Annotated in this window: 18 protein-coding genes; 12 read left to right on the top strand and 6 right to left on the bottom strand. The window is 44.7% G+C overall.

The genetic code is table 11. From position 1 onward, the window contains the following. The first annotated feature begins 1 nt into the window (after window position 1). Window positions 2-640, top strand: a complete 639-nt coding sequence (locus tag ACWIP2_RS02500) for a M15 family metallopeptidase (protein ID WP_448518319.1) — start codon at window positions 2-4, stop codon at window positions 638-640. A gap of 24 nt (window positions 641-664) precedes the next feature. Next, complete coding sequence (locus ACWIP2_RS02505; protein ID WP_448518320.1) at window positions 665-1,834, top strand: PQQ-dependent sugar dehydrogenase; 1,170 nt, start codon at window positions 665-667, stop codon at window positions 1,832-1,834. A 22-nt stretch (window positions 1,835-1,856) separates the two neighbouring features. Here ACWIP2_RS02505 and ACWIP2_RS02510 read toward each other — a convergent pair whose 3' ends face one another. After that, the gene (locus tag ACWIP2_RS02510; RefSeq protein WP_448518321.1) at window positions 1,857-3,716 is read right to left on the bottom strand and encodes a DNA topoisomerase IV subunit B; all 1,860 of its coding nucleotides are present in this window, start codon (window positions 3,714-3,716) and stop codon (window positions 1,857-1,859) included. 184 nt (window positions 3,717-3,900) lie between these two features. Here ACWIP2_RS02510 and ACWIP2_RS02515 point away from each other — a divergent pair, with 184 nt between their 5' ends. Genes ACWIP2_RS02515 through ACWIP2_RS02535 form a run of 5 tightly spaced genes read left to right on the top strand, consistent with a single transcriptional unit; the run spans window position 3,901 to window position 9,232 of the window. Next, window positions 3,901-4,812 (top strand): PfkB family carbohydrate kinase, encoded by a 912-nt coding sequence (locus ACWIP2_RS02515; protein WP_448518322.1) that lies wholly within the window; start codon window positions 3,901-3,903, stop codon window positions 4,810-4,812. A gap of 9 nt (window positions 4,813-4,821) precedes the next feature. After that, window positions 4,822-6,369, top strand: coding sequence for an ArnT family glycosyltransferase (locus tag ACWIP2_RS02520; RefSeq protein ID WP_448518381.1), 1,548 nt, complete (start codon window positions 4,822-4,824; stop codon window positions 6,367-6,369). Next, window positions 6,370-7,356: a glycosyltransferase family 2 protein gene (locus tag ACWIP2_RS02525; RefSeq protein WP_448518323.1), complete on the top strand. Its 987-nt coding sequence runs from the start codon at window positions 6,370-6,372 to the stop codon at window positions 7,354-7,356. After that, window positions 7,349-8,365 (top strand): ABC transporter ATP-binding protein, encoded by a 1,017-nt coding sequence (locus tag ACWIP2_RS02530; RefSeq protein ID WP_448518324.1) that lies wholly within the window; start codon window positions 7,349-7,351, stop codon window positions 8,363-8,365. The genes ACWIP2_RS02525 and ACWIP2_RS02530 overlap by 8 nt, the downstream gene beginning before the upstream one ends. Window positions 8,366-8,410: 45 nt before the next feature. Continuing rightward, window positions 8,411-9,232, top strand: coding sequence for a M48 family metallopeptidase (locus tag ACWIP2_RS02535; RefSeq protein WP_448518325.1), 822 nt, complete (start codon window positions 8,411-8,413; stop codon window positions 9,230-9,232). 1 nt (window position 9,233) lies between these two features. Here ACWIP2_RS02535 and ACWIP2_RS02540 read toward each other — a convergent pair whose 3' ends face one another. Further along, entirely contained in the window at window positions 9,234-10,490 is a 1,257-nt protein-coding gene (locus tag ACWIP2_RS02540) for an OmpA family protein (RefSeq protein ID WP_448518326.1), read from the bottom strand. A 125-nt stretch (window positions 10,491-10,615) separates the two neighbouring features. On the opposite strand from ACWIP2_RS02540, the gene ACWIP2_RS02545 reads away from it, so the two are divergent. Both ACWIP2_RS02545 and ACWIP2_RS02550 read left to right on the top strand, forming a co-directional pair. Next, window positions 10,616-13,144, top strand: coding sequence for a DUF5686 family protein (locus ACWIP2_RS02545; protein ID WP_448518327.1), 2,529 nt, complete (start codon window positions 10,616-10,618; stop codon window positions 13,142-13,144). Between the two features lie 159 nt (window positions 13,145-13,303). Further along, entirely contained in the window at window positions 13,304-15,175 is a 1,872-nt protein-coding gene (locus tag ACWIP2_RS02550; protein WP_448518328.1) for a tetratricopeptide repeat-containing sensor histidine kinase, read from the top strand. Here ACWIP2_RS02550 and nhaA read toward each other — a convergent pair. Beyond that, complete coding sequence (gene nhaA, locus ACWIP2_RS02555; RefSeq protein ID WP_448518329.1) at window positions 15,156-16,487, bottom strand: Na+/H+ antiporter NhaA; 1,332 nt, start codon at window positions 16,485-16,487, stop codon at window positions 15,156-15,158. The genes ACWIP2_RS02550 and nhaA overlap by 20 nt on opposite strands. After that, window positions 16,484-17,533: a hypothetical protein gene (locus tag ACWIP2_RS02560; RefSeq protein ID WP_448518330.1), complete on the bottom strand. Its 1,050-nt coding sequence runs from the start codon at window positions 17,531-17,533 to the stop codon at window positions 16,484-16,486. Before ACWIP2_RS02560 ends, nhaA begins: the two co-directional genes overlap by 4 nt. Window positions 17,534-17,584: 51 nt before the next feature. Here ACWIP2_RS02560 and ACWIP2_RS02565 point away from each other — a divergent pair, with 51 nt between their 5' ends. From ACWIP2_RS02565 to hisS, 3 genes are all read left to right on the top strand, one after another. Further along, the gene (locus ACWIP2_RS02565) at window positions 17,585-17,995 is read left to right on the top strand and encodes a Dabb family protein (RefSeq protein ID WP_448518331.1); all 411 of its coding nucleotides are present in this window, start codon (window positions 17,585-17,587) and stop codon (window positions 17,993-17,995) included. A gap of 120 nt (window positions 17,996-18,115) precedes the next feature. Continuing rightward, entirely contained in the window at window positions 18,116-18,517 is a 402-nt protein-coding gene (locus ACWIP2_RS02570) for a hypothetical protein (protein ID WP_448518332.1), read from the top strand. A gap of 125 nt (window positions 18,518-18,642) precedes the next feature. Continuing rightward, window positions 18,643-19,983 (top strand): histidine--tRNA ligase, encoded by a 1,341-nt coding sequence (gene hisS / locus ACWIP2_RS02575; protein WP_448518333.1) that lies wholly within the window; start codon window positions 18,643-18,645, stop codon window positions 19,981-19,983. Here the strand turns inward: hisS and ACWIP2_RS02580 are convergent. Together ACWIP2_RS02580 and dnaA are read right to left on the bottom strand one after the other, a co-directional pair. Then, window positions 19,969-21,093: a glycosyltransferase gene (locus ACWIP2_RS02580; protein WP_448518334.1), complete on the bottom strand. Its 1,125-nt coding sequence runs from the start codon at window positions 21,091-21,093 to the stop codon at window positions 19,969-19,971. The two genes, hisS and ACWIP2_RS02580, sit on opposite strands and share 15 nt — an antisense overlap. 7 nt (window positions 21,094-21,100) lie before the next feature. Continuing rightward, complete coding sequence (gene dnaA / locus ACWIP2_RS02585) at window positions 21,101-22,603, bottom strand: chromosomal replication initiator protein DnaA (protein WP_448518335.1); 1,503 nt, start codon at window positions 22,601-22,603, stop codon at window positions 21,101-21,103. Window positions 22,604-22,616: the final 13 nt, after the last annotated feature.

A 22,616-nucleotide genomic window follows, 5' to 3' on the forward strand; every position in this document is an offset into this window, starting at 1 on the left:
CATGAGATACCCACTATTTCTACTGCCGGCAGTCTTGTTATTGACCTGCCAAATTGAGGCTCGCTCAATCGGCAAGGGTGAGCCAACCCATACAATCCCGCCTGATACCTCTTGGGTAGAATTGATCCAATTAGACTCAACTTTTGTACTGGACGTAAAATACGCAACTAAGGACAACTTTACGGGTGAGATCCTGTATGATTGTGGGCGGGTATTTTTGCGCAAAAAAGTAGCGGAGGACTTGGTCAAAGCTCATCAAATCGTCAAAGCCAAAGGCTACAGGATGAAGATTTACGACGGTTACAGACCGCTTGCCGTTCAATGGCGCATGTGGGAAAAAACGCCCAATAAGAATTACGTAGCAGACCCGCGCAAGGGTTCTATGCACAATCGAGGCTGTGCCATAGATCTGACGCTGGTAGATGCAGCAGGCAATGAATTAGATATGGGTTCGCCTTTCGATTTCTTTGGCAAAGAGGCGCATCTGGATTTTCCGCATAGCAAGCAAGTGCGGGAGAATCGTCGGATCTTGCAGGACGCTATGAAAAGCAATAACTTTCGGACGATTAAAACAGAATGGTGGCATTTTTCTCACCGCAACCTATACGCAATCAGCAATTTCCCTATTCCTTGTAATTAACTCGCCGACAATCTTTTAACAGTTATGGCATCATTTGCAAAAAAAATCGGTATTGTGCTTGCTATCTTTGGGGTAACGGCTTGCGGAACTACTGAAAATTCCGGAAACAATACTGCCACACAAGCCGAGCCGCATCCCTTCGACAAAAAGCTGCCTTTGGACAAAATTAAACTGCCCGAAGGTTTCAGCATCAGCGTATTTGCCGAGGTAAACAATGCCCGCTCGATGTGCCTCTCGCCTTCGGGTGTGCTATATGTAGGCAACCGTCAGGGCGACAAAGTCTATGCAATCATTGATCGGGACAACGATTTTCGTGCCGATGAGGTCAAAGTTATTGCTTCGGGGCTGGAAATGCCCAACGGCGTGGCTTTCCGCGATGGCAGCCTGTATGTGGCAGAAGTAAGTCGTATTCTACGCTTTGATAATATTGAAGAAAACTTAGACAATCCGCCTGCACCTGTTGTTGTGTACGACAAGTTCCCGACCGACAAGCATCACGGCTGGAAATTCATCGCTTTCGGTCCTGATGATAAGCTCTACGTACCTGTTGGCGCGCCCTGCAACATCTGCGAGCGCTTAGATAACCCTGTATATGCTACTATTACGCGCTTGAATCCTGATGGTTCGGATTTTGAAATATATGCCCACGGCATCCGCAACAGCGTAGGTTTTACTTGGCATCCCGAAAGCAAAGATCTCTGGTTTACAAGCAACGGGCGCGACATGCTGGGCGATGATATTCCCGGCGATGTACTCCACCATGTGGCGCGGGCGGGGCAACATTTCGGTTATCCCTACTGCCACCAAGGCGATCTGCCCGATCCCGAATTTGGCAAAAAGCGCCCTTGTTCCGACTTTGTACCACCTACACAGGTGCTTGGCCCACACGTGGCAGCATTAGGCTGTCGTTTCTACAACGGCACAATGTTTCCTGAAACCTATAAGAATCATCTGTTTATTGCCGAACACGGTTCATGGAATCGCTCCAAGAAGTCAGGCTATCGCGTAAGTTTGGTGCGCATTACACCCGATAATAAGTCCGCAGCCTATGAGACCTTTGCAGAAGGCTGGCTCAATGAAGCTACCGACGAGGCATGGGGCAGACCTGTGGACGTACAATTGATGCCCGATGGTTCTATGCTCGTATCAGACGATAAAGCAAACGTTATTTATCGCATTGCCTACAAAGGTTAGTTTGCGTAGGTTATCAAGTTGTTCAGAATTCGGGAATGACCGGCGAATCTAACTCTATCCGAAGGTTTTCAATGATAAACTGCTGGCGCTCGGGGCTGTTTTTACCCATGTAGTAAGCCAGCAGTTTGTTGATCGGGGTATCTTTTTTCAGGATAATCGGTTCTAAGCGCATATCCTCGCCAATGAAGCGCCCAAACTCATCAGGGGAAATCTCGCCTAATCCTTTAAATCGGGTGATTTCGGGTTTTGCACCTAATTGCTTGATCGCTGCCTGCTTTTCTTCTTCCGAATAGCAATAAATAGTTTTTTGCTTGTTGCGCACGCGGAAAAGTGGCGTTTCCAGAATATAAACGTGCCCATTTTTCACCAAATCAGGGAAAAATTGCAAGAAAAAAGTCAGCAAGAGCAGGCGGATGTGCATACCGTCCACGTCGGCATCGGTTGCTATCACAATTTTATTGTAGCGCAGCCCCTCTAAGCCGTCTTCAATGTTGAGTGCATGTTGCAAGAGGTTGAACTCTTCGTTTTCGTAAACGATTTTCTTAGTCATGCCGAAACAGTTCAGCGGCTTTCCTCGCAAACTAAATACCGCTTGGGTTTGTACATCGCGGGCCTTGGTCAGGCTGCCACTGGCAGAGTCGCCCTCGGTGATAAATAATGTGGACTCAAAACGGCGCTCATCTTTACCTTCGTTGAAGTGCAAACGACAATCGCGTAGTTTTTTGTTGTGCAGATTGGCTTTCTTGGCACGTTCGTTGGCTAATTTCTTAATGCCTGCGATGTCCTTACGCTCGCGCTCTGACTGTAAAATCCGCTTCAGCAAGGCATCAGCGACTTCAGGATGTTTGTGCAAATAGTCATCTAAGGCTTTGCTGACAAAATCGTTGATAAATTTGCGAATGCTAACGCCTTCGGGAGAAATATTTTCGCTGCCCAACTTGGTTTTGGTTTGCGACTCGAAAACAGGTTCTTGTACGCGGATAGCGATTGCGCCCACAATAGAGGCACGTATGTCAGAGGCTTCAAACTGTTTTTTGTAGAACTCGCGGAGCGTTTTTACGATAGCTTCGCGGAAAGCGGTAAGGTGCGTACCTCCCTGTGTAGTATGCTGTCCATTGACAAAAGAATAATATTCCTCACCATACTGGCCGGTATGAGTCATGGCTATCTCAATATCATCGCCTTTCAGATGAACGATAGGGTAACGCATATCTTCTTCGTTGACTTTGCGCACGAGTAAGTCAGCCAGACCGTTTTTAGAAAAATATTTTCTTCCATTGTAGTTGATGGTAAGCCCTGCATTGAGGAATGCATAATTCCAAATCTGGTCTTCCAGAAACTCAGGAATGAAGTGGTAATGTTTGAAAATTGTATTGTCGGGCTCAAAAATAATCCTTGTGCCGTTTTTTTCGGTAGTTTTTACTATCTCATGCTCACGAATAATTTTACCACACTGGAATTCGGCTTTTTTCGTTTCACCGTCGCGAAAAGATTCTACGCTGAAGTAAGTAGAAAGGGCATTGACAGCCTTCGTACCTACGCCATTCAAACCTACGGATTTCTGAAAAGCACCGCTGTCATACTTACCGCCTGTGTTAATTTTACTCACACAGTCTATTACTTTGCCCAGCGGGATGCCGCGTCCGTAGTCGCGAACCTCTACGCGGCGATCAGTAATGGTAATGTCAATATGTTTGCCATATCCCATCATATGCTCGTCAATACTATTGTCAATAATTTCTTTGACAAGCACATAAATTCCATCGTCGTGTGCCGAACCATCTCCAAGTTTGCCGATGTACATGCCCGGACGTAAGCGGATATGTTCGCGCCAGTCTAAGGACTTAATACTCTCTTCGGTGTATGCGATTGCTGTTGCCATATCTCATATATCGGATTACATGAAACCATACGAAATCATGTACCTTTGCAAAGGTAGCAAAACGATCAGGTTTCCACAAAAGAAATCATTATAAATTGATTTTGGGTTCATAATTATTAATGCCTACAAGTTTACTGCCCATTTGCTAACTTCGCGCCTGTAACCGAGAAAAAGAATCTTACATATGAGTTTACTTGCCGTAGGCACTGTTGCCTTTGATGCCTTAGAAACCCCTTTTGGGAAAGCTGATAAAGTTATTGGCGGCTCTGCCAGCTATATCACACTGTCTGCCTCCTATTTTGCACCTAAAGTTAATCTGGTGGCAGTCGTAGGCTATGACTTTGACCCCAACGATATTGCCAACTTTCAAAAGCACGGCATCAATACCGAAGGTTTGCAAGTAAAACAAGATAAGAAATCGTTTTTCTGGGCAGGTCGCTACCACAACGATATGAACACCCGCGATACACTGGTTACAGAGTTGAACGTGTTGGAAGATTTTGACCCGATTATTCCCGACAGTTATCAGGATTGTGAGGTGTTGATGTTGGGAAACCTTACGCCTTCTATTCAATCAACAGTGATTAATCGGCTGAAAAACAGACCCCAACTCATCGTTATGGACACGATGAATCTGTGGATGAATATTGCTATGGACGAGTTGCGCTACACCTTGACTTTGGTTGATGTGTTGTCTATCAACGATGAGGAGGCGCGCCAACTGACGGGCGAATATTCATTGCGGACAGCGGCTCGCCGCATCCACGAAATGGGACCTAAGTATGTGATTATCAAAAAAGGAGAGCATGGCGCTTTGCTCTTTGGCGAAGACAAAATTTTTTATGCGCCGGCGCTACCTTTGGAGGAAGTTTTTGACCCGACAGGCGCCGGCGACACATTTGCAGGCGGCTTTGTCGGCTACCTTGCTAAAATCAAAGATTATTCGTTTGAAAGCATGAAGCGCGGAATTATTTACGGTTCGGCGATGGCTTCTTTCTGCGTTGAAAAATTTGGACCGGAACGCATCATCGGGCTGTCTTACAGCGAGATAGAAGAACGCGCCGCTCAGTTTCACGAATTGGTTAGGATTGGGTAATTGGAAAAGATGCGCAATAACTGGCAGATATTAGGACTCATTCTACTTGGGTGGACTGTATTTTTCTATGCGACGGGATTGCTCACGGCAGGGCTTCATCCTGACTTAGACCCTTATGCTTTTTTAGGGCTTGACGTGTATTACAACAATGGAAAAACTTTTTATCAGGACTTAAAACAAATTTTTCAAAATATTTTATTCAACAAGTTTGGCTTTGGTCTTTGGGGATACATCGTTTTTGCTTTCTTCTCTAAGTTCTTTGGGGAGAATATGATTGGCATCAGAGCATTTTTTATGCTTTTAGGCGCGCTCTCATTTTTTATATTGTACTTAACTGGCAGGCAGGTAGGTTGGTCGCAGCGCGAATCGTTATTGTTTCCCGCCGTGTTGATGTTTGGGGTGCAATTTTGGATATGGTATAATATGTGCGGCGAACCTGTAGGCGTTTTTTTCTCTTCGCTAACTTTCTTATCGCTGAGTATTGCCGCAAATAAAAACAGCGTTAAGTGGTTGTTGTTTTCTTTGCTGGGAATTATTGCGACAAGTCTTTCCAAAGAAAGTTTTATTCTTTTGTTGCCTGCATTTGTATTATTCTATGCATGGCGACTAAGCGTAATAAATAATTTCACATGGAAACAATTGATATTTAAGATTCTTCCGCTGGCAATTCCAACAGCATTGGTATTTCTGGCAGAAATTGCTTATATTCTCATATACTTAGGCGCTAATGCGCGTGGAGTGGGCGTTTCCATAAATACGCCTGTTAGCTTATACATAAGCGTTTTTTTTAACTTCTTCGCATCTAATACAGTTTATATATATCTATTCAGTGGTTGCTTCTTGTTGTTGACCCTCATAACATGGAAAAACCTTTTATCACATGTAACGACAAAAGGTTTTCTGATTTTTTTCTTGTTTTTACTTGCTATTCTTTTACCGCAAGTCATACTTCATGCGCAATCCGGATGGGTTACGAGGTATTTATTTCCCGCTTTGTTTGCCAATGCTTTTGCATTAACAGCTATGCTGCATGAACTACAAGTTCATAAAGAATACTACAGGTTTTACACTTTGTCGCTTTTATTGCTCATAGCGGCGGAGATGATGCCTAAAGTATCTGATAACCCTGAACAAGCGTTTAGGCATCTTCGCAACTATGTAAGTACTTGCCATGCTACCGAAGCCTTATTGAAGACTGTGGTTGCACAAAGCGACTCGGATGATATGATTCTTATTGTCAGTAATCCGGCAGATAGATACGTTTGGCCAGCGAGCATCCAATCTATGTTTCGTTCGCTGTATGATAGAAAAAATATTAGTCGCTTAGCTGTCGTGCCTGCTTATGAATATGATGATGTTGCGCAAAAACAAATAAATTCCATGAAGCCTTACAACGAGGCGTTTGAAAAAAGAGATAAGGAAAAAATTCAACATATTGTCTTGATGCCGTTTATTGAACGACTCTTTTTAAAAGAGCACAAAGGTTGGTTTGATCCTGCGTCTTATGAGCGGCATACATTCTGGCGCTTTGTGTACTATCGCAAGAAAAACAACTAAATGAACGAAAATAAAATAGACATTTCTGTCATTATCCCCGCCTACAACGAAGACGAATCCCTCCCCGAACTGTGCGCATGGATTGACCGTGTGATGCGGGAAAATCGTTTCAATTATGAAGCGATTATCGTAGATGACGGCAGCGCTGACCGCACATGGGAAGTTATCAAAACCCTTGGGCGACAAAACGCAGCCATAAAAGGCATTCGTTTTCGCCGGAATTATGGCAAATCCGCCGCGCTCAATACGGGTTTTAGAGCCGCGGTGGGCAACGTAATCATCACTATGGATGCAGATATGCAGGACAGTCCCGACGAAATTCCCCAACTGTACGATATGATTGTCAAAGAGGGCTTTGACATGGTGTCAGGTTGGAAGAAAAAACGATACGACCCGCTAAGCAAAACCATTCCTACCAAAATTTTTAACGCGGCTACACGTCGGGTTTCCGGTATCTATTTGCACGATTTCAACTGTGGGCTGAAGGCATATAAGCAGTCTGTGGTAAAAAATATTGAAGTCTATGGCGAAATGCATCGCTATATTCCGCTGCTTGCCAAGTGGGCAGGGTTTAAAAAAATAGGAGAGAAGGTTGTCGAACATCGCCCGCGCAAATACGGCGTTACCAAATTTGGTTTAGAGCGCTTCATTTACGGTTTTCTGGATTTAATGTCTATTGTTTTTGTGGGAAAATTTCGCAAACGCCCGATGCACTTTTTTGGGACAATTGGCTTGTTAGCCTTTTTACTGGGGGGCGGAATTGCATTTTTTCTGGTACTTGAAAAGTTTATCAAATCGCAGCCCGGACTGCCGCCACCACGCGATGTTGTAGATCAGCCCTTGTTTTTTTTAGCACTGACAGCAGCTATTATTGGCACACAGTTATTTTTGGCAGGCTTTTTAGCCGAAATGGTTTCGCTTGCTTCGCCTAATAGAAACGATTACGTGGTAGCTGAACGCTCCAATTTTGACAGTAGCCATGCTTAAAATCAGTCAGGTTGCTATAACTTATCCCAATGCCACACAGCCCGCCCTCAACAATATTAGTCTTGAGGTGGAGAGGGGCGATTTGGTGGCAATTATCGGCGAAAGCGGTTGCGGTAAAACAACACTATTGCGATTGATTGCAGGGCTGGAAAAGCCGCAGGCAGGTTCGATTAGCATTAACAATACAGTTGTTGCCTCAGAAAACGAGTGGATCAAACCCGAAAAGCGAAAAGTAGGCATGGTTTTTCAGGACTATGCGCTGTTTCCACACCTAACTGTTGCTGAGAATGTGTGCTTTGGTATCAACGAGGCGAAATCTGCACGGCAAAAACGGATGGCAGAGGTGCTGGAATTAGTAGGTCTGCTGGGCTACGAAAAACGCTATCCGCACCAGCTTTCGGGTGGTCAGCAACAGCGCGTAGCTATTGCACGTGCTTTAGCGCCTCGCCCCGAATTGCTATTACTTGATGAGCCTTTCAGCAATTTAGATGAACTCTTGAAAGACCAAGTGCGCGACGAACTCTTCGACCTGCTTGAAAGCCTGAATATCACCACCTTGTTTGTAACGCACGATACGCGCGATACGTTGGCAACAGCAGATCGTATTGCTGTGATGAAACAAGGCGAGTTACAACAATACGGACAACCGCAAACCCTTTATTACCAACCGGCTAATGAATACGTGGCCGTTTTTCTTGGCAAAGCAAATTTACTGCCCGTAAAAGACGGAAGCATGTTGCAATCTGCTATAGGCACATTCACACGTCCAAACGAAATTAATTTTTTAGTAAAATATATCTGCATTCGACCTGAAAGCATCATTATATCTGATACAGGCGACGAATTGTGTAGAGGAATAGTAAAAAAAATACGCTTTTTTGGTAATTATTGTGAGTACACGATTGCAGGTGCCGATTGGCAAATCATAGCCAAAACCAAGTTCATGCCCGAAGTAGGCGAAGGTAGTAGTGTTTACATACAAGTTAGCCAGTATGCCTGTTTGCCCTGAAACTTGGTTAAAGAATTGCACGTAAAAAAGAGAAATTACTTTATTATGAAGCTCCTGATCAATACCATTCTATTTACCTTTATTCTGATGGCAGCTTGCCAAACAGTTCCCGTTACGGGAAGATCTCAGCTCAGCCTGATCCCTCAAAGGGAGCTACTTGCTATGAGCGCCACACAATACAACCAGTTTTTGCAGCAGCATCGCCTTTCGACAAATGCACAGGCTTCTGCAACCGTTAAGAGGGTAGGAGAGCGCATCAAGGAAGGCGTGGAAAGATACATGGCACAGATGAATATGTCGGATCGCATCAAAGATTTTGCATGGGAGTTCAACTTGGTTGAAAACGATCAGGTCAATGCATGGTGTATGCCGGGCGGCAGGGTAGTAGTTTACACAGGCATCCTTCCGATTTGTAAAGATGAAGATGGTTTGGCAGTTGTGATGGGACATGAAATTGCTCACGCGCTGGCAGGACATGGAGACGAACGCATGAGCCAAAACGTGCTGGCAATGGTCGGACAAGTGGGCTTGGCTGTTGCTCTGAGCAATAAGCCACGCGAAACACAGGCCGCATGGATGGCTGCCTATGGACTTGGCACGCAGGTAGGTATCCTATTGCCTTTCAGCCGCAAACAAGAGGCAGAAGCTGATGAAATTGGCTTATTATTTTCTGCTTATGCGGGCTACGACCCGCGCGTAGCTCCCAGCTTTTGGGAGCGCATGGCAGCAACCAGCCGCAATTCGCCACCGGAGTTTTTATCTACACACCCTTCCAGCCAAACACGCATTCAAAATCTGAATAGGTTGATTCCCAGAGCAATGGAGATTTATGAAAAATCGCCTTATAGAAAATCTGACAGCCGATAGATTATTCTTGAACTACTAACTTGAATTCTACCCTCCGATTTTTCTTTCGGTTCAGATCGGTCGTGTTAGGAACAACCGGAGAGGATTCGCCGTAACCCTTTGGCTTGAGTTGCTTGGAAGGTACTCCTGCATCCAGCAGATACCTGACCACGCTTTCTGCTCGTTGCTGAGAAAGTTGCAGATTCATCTCCTCATCGCCGCGATCGTCGGTGTGCGCACCAATTTCCACGATAATATTCGGCTTGACTAACAGCAATTTAGCCAATTTCTCCAACGTTTTGTAAGCGTTAGGACTTAACTCACTTGAATTGCTGGCAAACGTGAACTCGCCTAATTGGAAAGGGACACCCGTTAGGTTATCGTAAATATGACCATTGTAAAGACTCAAACCTGTAAAATCAATTTTTGCAGGCAGGCGAACGCTAAAAACTTCGCTCTGATTGACTTTGCCATCGCCCAGCCTGCGCCAGCGAACAAAATACAACGTCCGGTCTTTGGAGATACTGCTCCAACTCTCATCTGCATTGGAATTTAATGAGTCTAAACTGACAGGGAATGACCATTTGCCGTTCATTTGCAAAGTGGCTGCATACAGATCCCAGCCTCCCGAACTACCTGAACGATTACTTGAGAATACAAGCGTTTTGCCGTCTTCCAGAATTTTAGGAAATAGATTCATTTCATCCGGATTTTCGGAATTAATAGGCGCGGGTAGGGGAGATGGTTTACCCCATGCTCCCTTAGCATCTTTTTTTGCAACGAAAATTTTACCATTGCTCTCAAAATAAATCGTCCTTCCATCGGGGCTGACAGAGGGGGAAGAACCCCAATCGCTTTTAATCACCTCCTCATGCTTGTCTGTCGCTATGTCATAGACCCATATGCCTTTGTCGCGGCTGGGCGCTTCGTCGCTTTTAGGGTCGTATTCATAGTAAATCTGCTTGCCATCGTAAGTAATAAATGGCGTTCCCGGACGAAAAATGTACTTTCCCTTGGTATCTTTTTTGGAAAAAGCAGGTATCAATTCGGGTTCGCTACAAGTAGAGTCAGATAATAATTCTGTGCGAAAAAGTACAGGCTGCGATTCCCACTGCTTATCCATACGCTTGAAAATCAAATATTTTTTATCTGGGCTGACTGCAACTTCGGAGGCAGCAAGCGGCTTGAGTGAGGTCGCTATTTTGAGTTGGCGGATCTGTGCCTGCACAGGCAAATGATACCATCCATACATCAGAAGCAGGTAAATAAATCGCGTCATTTAGCAATCAAAAATTGGCTTTGCTTTTGATCAATCAAATTTTGCGCCTTAAATAAAAATCAGGAGTTGTTAACTTAAAGCAACTTCGCTGCGTACATTTGTCTATGAATTAAAATTTAGCCGTTATGACATTTTTACTACGCCTGTTACTGATTTTTTGGGGACTTTTCGGCACACTACACATCTCTTTAGCGCAGACGATCAGCGGTATCATCAGAGACAAGGAGACAGGCGAGCGCATTGCATTTGCCAACATAGTCTTCCTACGCGCCGACGGGGAGGCAGTGGATGGTACAAGCTCTGACATAGAAGGTCGCTTCAGTAAAAAACTTGCCGAAGGCAGCATCGTTCGGGCGCTCAGAGTAAGTGTAGTTGGCTATGAGACCCAAACAATAAGCATAGACACCGAAAAAACACTGTTTTACGAACTGGTGGTGAAAAAAGCATCCAGAGAACTTGCCGAGTTAGTCATCTATGCAGGCGAAAATCCTGCACATCCTATCATAAAGAAGGCGGTAGCCAATAAACCCATACATGACCCCGATAAAATACCTGAATATGCTCATAAAGTTTACAACAAATTCATCATTACTGTTTCAGGAACAGCAGCAGCCGAGCAGGCAATAAGCGATTATGCGCTGAAAAGCAGCTACTTAACCGATAGCCTCGCAATAGCAAAAGATACCGCAAATACAAAAAGTGAAAAGATTAAGGCAGCTTTTAGCCAAAAGCATTTGTTTATGAGCGAAGCCATCTCCGAGCGTAAATTCAGAGCGCCCGCTAAAGTGAAGGAAACCATACTTGCCAGTCGCATATCGGGCTTTCAGAATCCATTATTTTCGGTGTTGGCGACCGATTTGCAACCTTTTGGATTTTACAGCGATTTTATTACGCTTTTTAATAAGGATTATCTCAATCCCTTAACGCGAAACAGCACAGCGCGCTACCATTTTATACTCGAAGACAGCACCATAGTCAATCAGGATACCATTTATCTCATTAGTTTTGAGCCTGCCAAGGGTGTGCGTTTTGAGGGTTTGAAAGGGGTATTAGGCATCAGTAAGTCCGACTACGCCGTGCAGCAACTCATTGCAGAAACCTATGATTCAACTGCTATGGTTGCCCTTCGATTCCGCCAGTTGTACGAGCGGCAGGCAAATGGCAGATGGTTTCCCGTACAGTTGAATACGCTGGTAACACTTAAAGGGCAAACCATTGGTAAAAATAATAATCTAATTGGTATCGGATCTGCTTATTTATCTGACATTCAAATAGGCGAGGGGGCAGCGCCTGCCAGTATATTCAATCATCTTTCTTCAGAAACAGTAGCCGATGCCGGAAAAAGAGATGCCGGCTATTGGCAGTCCGTGCGTCCTTTTGATTTGTCTGCATTAGAGCAAAATACCTACACTTTCATGGATTCTGTGCTTAGAAAAACCGGGCTTGAAACTTTTGCCAATGTAGCGCTGGCATTAGGCACAGATGCCCTTCCCGTAGGTAAATTCACCCTCATTCCTTCCAAAATGTTGCGTATTAATCGCTTCGAAGGCGCTAGATTCGGGCTTGGCATAGAGACAGGTTCAGCTATCTCAAAAGTAGCCTCAATGGGGGCTTATGCAGGCTGGGGAACCAGAGACAATGCGCTGAAATATGGCGGTTGGCTGCGTTTCGATCTGAACGCCAATCGGGGTATTTATGCTTCGTTGATGTACAGACAAGACCTGTTCGAGGCAGGACAGATCACTTTTGGAAGTCCTTGGCAGCGACAATCGCTAAGCACTAGTACCGTCAGAAGCGTACTGGGGATTGTTATGGATAGCGTGCGGGAACTGCGCTTAGACTTTGGCTTACGACCCTCGCGCCGCAATCTTATCACAACTTTTTCCATGACTTTGCAGCAAGTCCAGCCAACCTATGATTACAGATTCATACGCACAGCAAACGACGGGACAAAAAGAGAACAAACAGATTTTCGCTTTGCCGAGGCCACAGCCGACCTGCTGTTTTTTGCTAAAGAAAATAATATTCAGATGATGGGGCGCACCGTTTTCTCAAGACACGCGTTTCCGGTATTTAAACTGCGGCTAACGCAGGGCATGGATATGTTAGGCGGTGGATTTGATTATCAAAAAATTGACTTGAGCTTCGAGCAAATGCTAAGAATAAGGAGCTTAGGACGGACACAAATCCGCTTGGATGCAGGGATGGTCAACGGGCAGGTTCCTTTAATGAAAATGTATTTCATGGCAGGTGGCGATGCGGTGAACAGTCGCTTGGTTTATATCAACAATGCATTCCAGACAGTAGGTATTAACGAGTTTGCCGCTGATCGGTTTGCAGCGCTGTTTTTCGAGCACCATTTTGGACCGATCTATCGCGGTTGGCGCTATGCCAGACCTTCGCCGAGCATTGTACACAGCATGGCTTGGGGAACGATGAGCCGACCTGATGATCATGCAGGTATATCTTTTCAAGTGCCGACGCAAGGACTTTTTGAAGGCGGAATTGTTGTCAATCACATACTCAGAGTCGTCTGCGGAAAAGCTCTTTGGCTGGGTTTAGGTGCAGGTGTTTTCCAGCGCTATGGCCCGCACAGCGCTGTTGAGGCTGCGCAGAATCGCACGTTTCGGGTACTGTTAAAGTTCGATTTTTGATTGAGGGGCGGAGCAAAGCCGCCTTTTTTAAGACTTTGTTTAACATAATTATTATTATATAACATTTTAAAATTCTATGATTTCTATGATTTATACTAAATTGCAACTTGCATTCGTTTGTTAAACACCATACTGGCACGGCATATTAAACACCACCTCATGACTGACAGATCTATACTATATCTCTTGATTTACTGCCTACCGCTCATAGCCATTTCATCGTTTGCATTTGCCGATGATATAGAATCATTAAAGATATCTGCAGATGTTAAAGGGCGTATGTATCTGAAAATTGCTAAAGACAGTGCCATTTCTAATCCCTTAAAAGGTTTCGATTTTATCAACAAAGGATTGAGTTTGGGCGACAAGCTAAGCGAACTGACCAGAGCAGAACTTCAGATGGAGCTTGGAAACTATCATCGACTTACCGGAGATTATACGACTGCTATCAACAATTTACTTGCCGTCCTATCTGTATTTGAAAAATACAAAATAGATACCCTTGCCGCAGATTGTTACAACAATCTGGCAGTTGCTTATTTTTTGGCAGGAAAGTCTGGTGATGCAGAAAAGGCTTTCAGAAGCGCTCTTAAAATTTACAAGCAGATTGGAAATGATATAAGAGTAGCAAAGGCGCTTAATAATATTGGTGAAATTTATCAACGGCGCGGCGATCCTGAGACAGCGGAATCCTATTATCAGCAGGCATATGCTCTCGCACTTGAGCAAGGCGATATACACATGCAAGCAGTTGTAATAAATAATTTTGGCGATACTAATTACAACCTTGCGAAATACTCCCGTGCTATTTACTTCCAACATCAGGCACTTCTAATGACAGAAGCGCTTAAAGACGTAGAAGGTATCTCCTACTCTCTTCTTGGACTTGCCAAAGCGCATAACAAATTATCAGCCTATGACTCGGCATTATACTACGCTGACAAAGGACTGGCTATAGCTAAGGAAAACGGTATCAACTATCTGATTAAAGAAGGTCTGATGATTTTGAAGGATATTCATGCGTCGAGCGGCAATTTTGAAAAATCAATGCGATATGCCGATTCGGTTATTTCTCTGATAGACACGATTTACAATCAAGACAAAAGCAAGCTCATTGCACAGAGTATGTTTCAGTATCAACTGGGACAACAGCAAAGCCGCATTGATCTGCTGGCACAGTACAAAATTAACGCTGAACTTACTCAAAATATTACCCTCACAATTCTCGCAGCCTGTGTTTCCTTTGTAGGTCTCCTACTCTACTTTGCAAGGCAGCGACAAATCCACAACGAAGAGTTATCGCAAAAGAACCAGATGCTCGATCAGAAAAATAAGGAACTCAATGCGCTGAACGCTACCAAAGACAAACTCTTTTCCATTATTGCGCACGACTTGCGAGCGCCATTGGGAGCTATGAAAAACGTATTAGATCTGGTTGATTTTAATTTGCTCAAGCCAACCGAATTTGCAGAAATTGCAGTTGATATTAGAAAAAATCTACAAAATATTCTCTACACGCTCAATAATTTATTAGAATGGTCTTATTTGCAGATTAAGGATGGCGATACTGTGCATCAGGAAATCAATGACCTTAGAGAGTTAATTGCTGAAACGGTTGCATTCTATAAAGAAGTTGCTCGCCAAAAGGAAATTGACATCATTACGGCAATAGACCATCAGGCATATGCAAAAGCAGACAAGAATCATCTCAGATTTGTGCTGCGCAACTTGTTGAACAATGCTATCAAATTTTCTTATCCAAAAAGCAAGATTGTAATATATGCCACAACTACAGCCGATAATCGCGTAGAAATAGCAATTACCGATACAGGTGCAGGAATTGACGAGGCTGTTAAGGAACAACTTTTCTCTCCTGCTGTGCGCTCTACCAAAGGAACGGCCGGCGAACAGGGCACCGGCCTTGGCTTAATGCTTTGTAAGGATTTTATACAAAAAAACAACGGAGAAATTTTTGTTGATAGCCAAGTTGGAAAAGGTACAACCTTCAAAATTATTCTTTGGCATCAATAGGCTTATTTGCTGTTCTAAGTAGCATGTAGCCAATCAATCCGCTTAACAGCGATGCGCACAAGATCCCTAATTTGGCTTTGTTGATAAACTCTATATTGGTGTAGGCAAGTTCGGTAATAAACAAAGACATTGTAAATCCGATACCGGCTAGGAAAGCAGCACCTGCCATTTGTTGCCAGTTGGTGTTTTGAGGCAGCGCAGCCAATCCTGATTTGATCAGTGCGCCACTAAAAAGCATGATGCCTGCAAACTTACCGACAAAAAGTCCCAGCGCTACCGCAATCGTTAGCGGTGCAAATAACTCATCTGCCAGATTTGCGCCCAACTCTATCCCCGCATTTGCAAGTGCAAATATTGGCATCACCAAGTAGGCAACCAGTCCGTGCATCCCATGTTCTAATTTCTGCAAGGGTGTTTCAGCGGCTTTACAGGTACTTTTCATGGCATCGAGGATATTGAGCTGTTCTGGGGTAATCAGGGTATTATTATTAGGATCGGCTGCGCGAAACTTTTCTAGCAACTCCTCCATATCTTCTAAGAAATCCTCTTCGTCAACTTTGACCGAGGCAGGAATAGTAAGTGCGGCAAGTACACCTGCAATAGTTGCATGTACGCCCGAAAGCAGAAAAGCCACCCACAGTCCGCCGATGCCCAGAATGCCGTAGATAAGTGTTTTGCGCACCCCCATCACATTGGCTAAGATAAGCAAAGCAAGAAAACCTATACCTGTTGTGAGGCTAACAAAGTCAATTTTTGAGGTGTAGAAAAATGCGATAACCAAGACGGCGCCCAAATCATCTGCAATAGCAAGTGCAGTAAGGAATACCTTCAATGCGAGCGGTACACGATTACCCAGCAGCGACATAATTCCTAATGCAAAAGCAATATCTGTTGCCATTGGAATCCCCCACCCTGCTGCCGATGCTTTGTCCTGATTGATGAACACAAATACAAGCGCAGGAATAAGCATCCCCCCGATGCCCGCCACAATTGGCAAGATCGCATTTTGGGGTTTTGAAAGTTCGCCGCCTACAATTTCGCGTTTCAACTCAAGCCCTACTACGAAGAAAAAGACAGACATCAGTCCGTCGTTGATCCAGTGGTGTAAAGTTTTGCTGACCTCTAAGCCGTTCAATGAAATTCCTAACGGGATCTCCCATAAGTGGTGATAGCTTTCTCTCCAAGAAGAGTTAGCCCAGATCATAGCAATCAAAGCACTCAAAAATAGAATTACGCCGCCGCTGGACTCATTTCGGATAAACTTATTGATTGGTTGAAGTAATATTTTTGTAATTCTTCTTCTTTTGGTCATTGTTTTGCAAATAGTTTGGAATAATGCTTAACAAAATGAGTGATTGCGGTTTTCAATAGCTCATCTTTCGTGATTTGTCCATCAGTACCCTCTAAACGCTCTATCTTAGCAGGATTGTTTGACTGAAAGGGCAATAATTTTGCACTGGGATTGAATATCATCGCACCTCGGGCTGCACTAAACTTGCATTCCAGAAACTGCGAAGGATACGGCTGCCATGTGAAGTTGTTCGTGCGCTCGGCATAGTGTATCCGAACAATCCAATCTGCATCTTTACCTGCAACTTTATCCTCAATGATCAGATAAGAAGTAAACAACGTAGAAGTGCTGCCTGCGTCTTCCTCTTCGTTTTGCTCGACAATTTTAATTTGTATATCCTGACGACGATTTTGGGGGTTGAGCTGTCCTACATTGATTTTGTAGTTCGTGTCTTTGTGTTGGATAGCAATTGTTACAGGAAAAACAGCCATTTGGGGCACAATCGTCAGTTTGGTTTTACCGCTTGCTACACCCGACACAGTGTTGGTGGCTGTATGTGGTGCCATTATTTTATTGTAGTTAACGATCAGATCCTGCACTACATAGTCAATCGCTTTAGCGAGATCTATTGTTTGGGGAGTAACTTTGTCGGCTACTACTTCGCCGTATTCGGGCGTGCGAAATTGAGCAAAAGAGCCTTTTGTTGTGCGCACCACTTTTTTGGCTGCATAGTCGAAAGTTGCTTCCAGCAAACTTTCGCGATTTAAAACCCACTTTTCTCGCTCAATGGAAGCGCGCAGTACTGTAATGACTAACTTTTTATTAGCAGCGACTTCCCCCGTAACGCGCATCAGGCTCTGATAGATCGGGCGATTGCCTGCCTGTGGCGGAACGGTATTAATCGTTAGCTGGTAAGTCCCCTTATTGGGCTTAATTGGATTGATATCGTAGGCATAGTCGCTGTCTTGATAGTTCACATTGCCCGAAAACTGCGCAAACACAGCATAGCAAACAAGCAAGCTGAAAAGCGCTGCCATGATGCCTGAAGAGATAAGGTGTGGTTTCATTGTGCAAAAAAGTTTTGTAATGTTGAGGCAACAAAATTAAATCATTAAGACATGAAAATCAGAGCTATTGCCTTGTTTTTACTACTGATAGGTATGCAGATTGCATTTACCTCAGCTGCTGAAAAAACCATCTATCCGCTGTTAGCGCAGGGAAAGGGCAGTTTTGTACATATAGTTTACATATGGTTGAAGCCTGAACAGACTGAGGAAGAAATCAGGCAATTTGAGCAGGCTATGCGAGGGCTGAAAAAGATCAAATCAATCAGGAAAATGCACATAGGTACACCTGCCAATACCCCTCGCTCGGTTGTTGATAACAGCTATACCTATGCGCTGATCTTGTATTTCGACGACGTTAAGGGACACGATTTGTACCAGGAAGATCCGATCCACAAGGACTTTGTAGCCAAAAACAACCAGCGCTGGGAACGTATTCAGATCTACGACATCGTTCTGAAATAAAATTTTCCTTAAATGGTTTGTTTATATTTCAGTTAAAAGTTTAGTACTTTTGACCGCTCGTAAATTAGTACAACTGCAATTATCTGAAACAACTCTACAACCATTCAACGTTATAACACAATGGAATTCAAGGGATTGGACACCAAAATGGCACCTGCTGAAGTAATGGAAGCCTCGTGTGATGTTGCTACCTTATCGGCTGCCTCAACACTTGAAGGTATCAACCTTTTATTGATTGATCAGCCGCACTTTGCAGGGCTGTTTGATGCGGCATCTCTCAACGGTCTGCATGAAATAGTTGCCGCTAAACGTGCTGCCGATGATGATGATGACGAACTGGAAGACGAAGACTTTGATAATGATTTTGATGATGACTTCGAGGATGATTATGACGACGAAGACTTTGAAGAAGACGATCTAGAAGATGATTTCTACGACGAAGACTTTGACCTCGAAGAAGACTTCGACGACGAAGAGTTTGATGACGATTTCGGCAGCGCTGTCTGGGATGACAAGTTTTAAGCTAAGTTCACCTCGAAACGCATCTTTCTCAATAAATAACCTGATATAGGTTCTGACAAGACCAATCCTGACAGGCTCTTACCTGTCAGGATTTTTCATCAAACGCCTAACCAATTATTGTGATTATGAGCCAAAAACTAAGCATTCCTAAAGGTACGCGAGATTTTACCCCTGAGGTTGTTCTGAAAAGAAACTATATTTTCGATACTATTAGGTATGCTTTCAGCCGTTTCGGTTTTGCACCTATCGAAACTCCTGCTATGGAGAATCTGAGCACGCTGACAGGTAAATATGGAGAAGAAGGCGATCAACTGTTGTTCAAAATACTCAACTCAGGCGATTTCCTGAAAGATATGGATAGGCAGGAGGCAGACTATAAGAAGGTAACGCCAGCGATCAGCGAGAAAGGACTTCGTTATGATCTGACCATTCCCTTTGCCCGCTACGTGGTGATGCACCGCAACGAAATTGTATTTCCTTTCAAGCGCTACCAAATTCAACCGGTTTGGCGTGCCGATCGCCCGCAAAAAGGTCGTTATCGAGAGTTCTATCAGTGCGATGCTGATGTAATAGGCTCAGTATCATTAGTTTATGAAGCAGAGTTGATGCTGATTTACGATCAGGTATTTACAGCGCTGCGACTGCCCGTATGTATCAAAATTAACAATCGCAAAATTTTGCAGGGGCTTGCAGAAGTCATCGGACAGGCAGACAAACTGACAGATATTACTGTGGCAATTGATAAATTGGATAAGATTGGTGCAGCAGGTGTACAAAAAGAGCTGGAAATGCGCGAAATTTCCCGACAGGGCATCGAACAAATTATGCACTATCTGACGCTACCCTTCGAAGCCTTAGGAGATTTCATGCAAGGCAGCGCAACAGGCAAAACCGGAATTGCAGAAGTACAGGAAGTCTTAGACTTTCTGAAGCAAACCCCGCTGCAAAATGAACTGAAAGTAGATGTTGCACTTGCAAGGGGCTTGAACTACTACACGGGCTGCATTTTCGAGGTGCAAGCACTTGGCGTACAGATAGGCAGCATCGGCGGCGGCGGCCGCTATGACAACCTAACTGGGAGCTTTGGTATGCCGGGTATGTCGGGCGTTGGTATTTCGTTTGGCGCTGAACGCATCTACGACGTAATGGAAGAACTACAGCTGTTCCCCGACAATAAGAGCCAAGGTGTGCAAGTCCTGTTTGCTTGTTTTGATAAGGCTGCTCAATTTTTTGCAATGCCGTTGTTGCAGCAAGTGCGCAGCGCAGGCATCCATGCGGAAATTTATCCTGAACCTGCCAAGTTGAAGAAGCAAATAGAATATGCGGACAGGAAAAAAATTGCACACATTGTCATTATCGGTTCGGAAGAAATTCAATCAGGGTTACTTACGGTCAAAAATTTAGGTACAGGCGAACAGCAAAAACTCACAATAGATGCAATGATTGAACTGCTAAGGAGGCAATAGACTCAGCAAGCGATCGGTAAAATAGCGCCAGTCGTATTTCTTTTTCTCCTCCCTAACTGCTGCTGTGAAGGTTTCCTCGCGGTTATTGGTGTAGAAATCGGCCAGTGCGTCGGCAATAGCTGCCGCGCTGACTGCTACGCTGTACCCCACTTTGCCATGCGGTACAATTTCCGATAGCCCCCCCACATCTGTAACCAGAATCGGACGTTCGAAGTGATAGGCTATCTGCGTAACACCGCTTTGAGTCGCTGTTCGGTAAGGCTGTGCAATCAGATCGGCAGCACAGAACCAATCTGCCACCCGATCCTGCGGCACGAACTGCCAACTGGCAGTAATGCGCTCGGAAATTTGCAACTCATCTATCAGTTGAAGGTATTTTGACAACTCCTCGTAAGGTTCGCCCGCAATGAGCAGGTGCACATCGAGCGCGGCGAGGCGCTTATCTGCCAGTGCCTCCAGTAGCAGATCTAATCCTTTATAGGCACGTATCAGACCAAAAAAAAGCACATAGTGCTTGTTGGGTTGCAAACCGAGCCGTTGGCGGGCGAGTTGTTTGTCAACGGTCTCACCGTATGAGTCGTAGAGCGGGTGTGGTGCATAAACGGCAGGTTTCTGCGGCTCAAATGTGCGCAAGTCCTGCATAACTGCCTGCGACATGACCAGAAAAGCATCGCAAGCACTGAGAAAATAGCGCGTCAATATGCTGTCGCCTATTCGCTTTTCGTGTGGAATTACATTGTCCGTAATTGCTATAACAGGTATGCCTGCACCTCGGAGTATCCGGGCGACAGTACCCAAACAGGGAGCCATGAGCGGCAACCAAAATCTAAAAATAGCCAGATCATAGCCCTGCGAGGCATAACGCCGTCCGTTCAACCACCAGTTGAGCGGATTGAGCGAGTGCAGGCGGGTATGGATATGCAAGTGTGGCGGGGCAGCATCGGTACTGTACTGCGAGGTACCGGGAAACAGAAAGTCGGGGTATTGGTAGGAAAAACTTAAAATATCAACCTGATGCCCCTCTTGCTGTAAGGCCGTTGCCAATCGCTCGTTGAGGGCTGCAATGCCTCCGCGAAGTGGATGCGCTGGACCCACAATTAATATTTGCATAACCGAATCAGCGCAAGTTTTTCAACTTAGCTTTCAAAGCCCCTATTAATTTTCTATAGGACTCGTCTGCCTGCATCTTGCGTTGCACGGCTCTACAGGCATGAGAAATCGAACTTTGATCCTTGCCGCCAAATTGGGCGGCAATAACTTTATTAGACGACTCACTGAACTGCGCACAGAGGTACATGGCAATCTGGCGTGGAACAGCCAAATCAGGCTTGCGCGAGGAAGAGTATAAATCGCTGACTTTCAAGTAGTAATGCTCTGCAACCATCTGCTGAATCTGTGCAACGGTAAAACGCTTTTCTACGGACTCCTCTGTGTTGCAAAGTTTGGCTACTACTTTCTTGGCTAGTTCAAGGTTTATTTCTGCTTTACCGAGCGTGTAATGCAAGGCGAGTGTAGTAACTACGCTTTCAAGCATTCGCACGTTGTCGGTTACGTGCTGAGCTAAGTAATCAACTACGTTTTCTTCTACCTGAATACCCTGTGTGTTGAGTTTAGTTTGCACAATAGCAATACGTGTCTGATAATCAGGTGTTTGTATGTCAATAGTTGCACCCCATTTGAAACGCGACAACAGCCGATCCATCAGCCCTTTCATGTCTTTGGGCGCACAATCGCTGGACATAATAATCTGCTTGCCGTTTTGGTGCAGGTGATTGAAGATGTGAAAAAACTGTTCTTGGCTTTTGTCTTTACCTGAAAAGAACTGTACATCGTCAATAATAAGGGTATCTGCTCTTTGGAACTGTCCTACAAAGCCTCGAACTTCGCCTACGCGTACAGCATCAACGAATTGTGTAATAAAACTTTCAGAGGTCGTGTAAATCACCTGATGGCGCGGATGTAATCGCTGAATCTCGTTGCCTATTGCTTGAATGAGGTGAGTTTTGCCAAGTCCAAAACTGGAGTACACCAGAAAGGGATTGAAGGAAGTAAATCCGGGTTTGCTGGCCACAGACAGACCTGCTGCCCGCGCCAGTCGGTTACATTCGCCTTCTATAAAGTTGGCAAATGTGTAGCGTGGGTTCAGATTAGAATCAATCAATCCCTTGCTGTTACCTACGGCAATAGGTGGCTGTGGCTGGCGCTGTTGTAGTGGTTGCGGTTGGATATGCTGCGGAATATTGAGCGTGTAGGGCTGCGCGCCATTGTTCTGATCTACTACAATGGAGTACTCCAATTTCCCTTGTAAGCCCAACACCCGCACGATGGCACGTTTCAAGATGTGTACGTAATGTTCCTCCAGCCACTCGTAGAAGAAATGATTAGGCACTTGTATGACAAGTACGTGATCTGTCAGTTGGAGAGGGACAATCGGCTGAAACCAGGTCTGAAATGCCTGTTCGCCAACAGCAGGAATGATCAGTGCGAGGCATTGCTGCCATACGGTCTTATGATCTTGCTGCTTATAGTTTTCGGTAGCAGGCTTTGTTACTAAAACAGACGGCTTTTTCAGGTCAATCATCACTTGTTCGTTTTTGTAATTGCTACTATCAGACAACATTTTCCGATGCGAA

The sequence above is a fragment of the Rhodoflexus sp. genome (assembly GCF_053489755.1).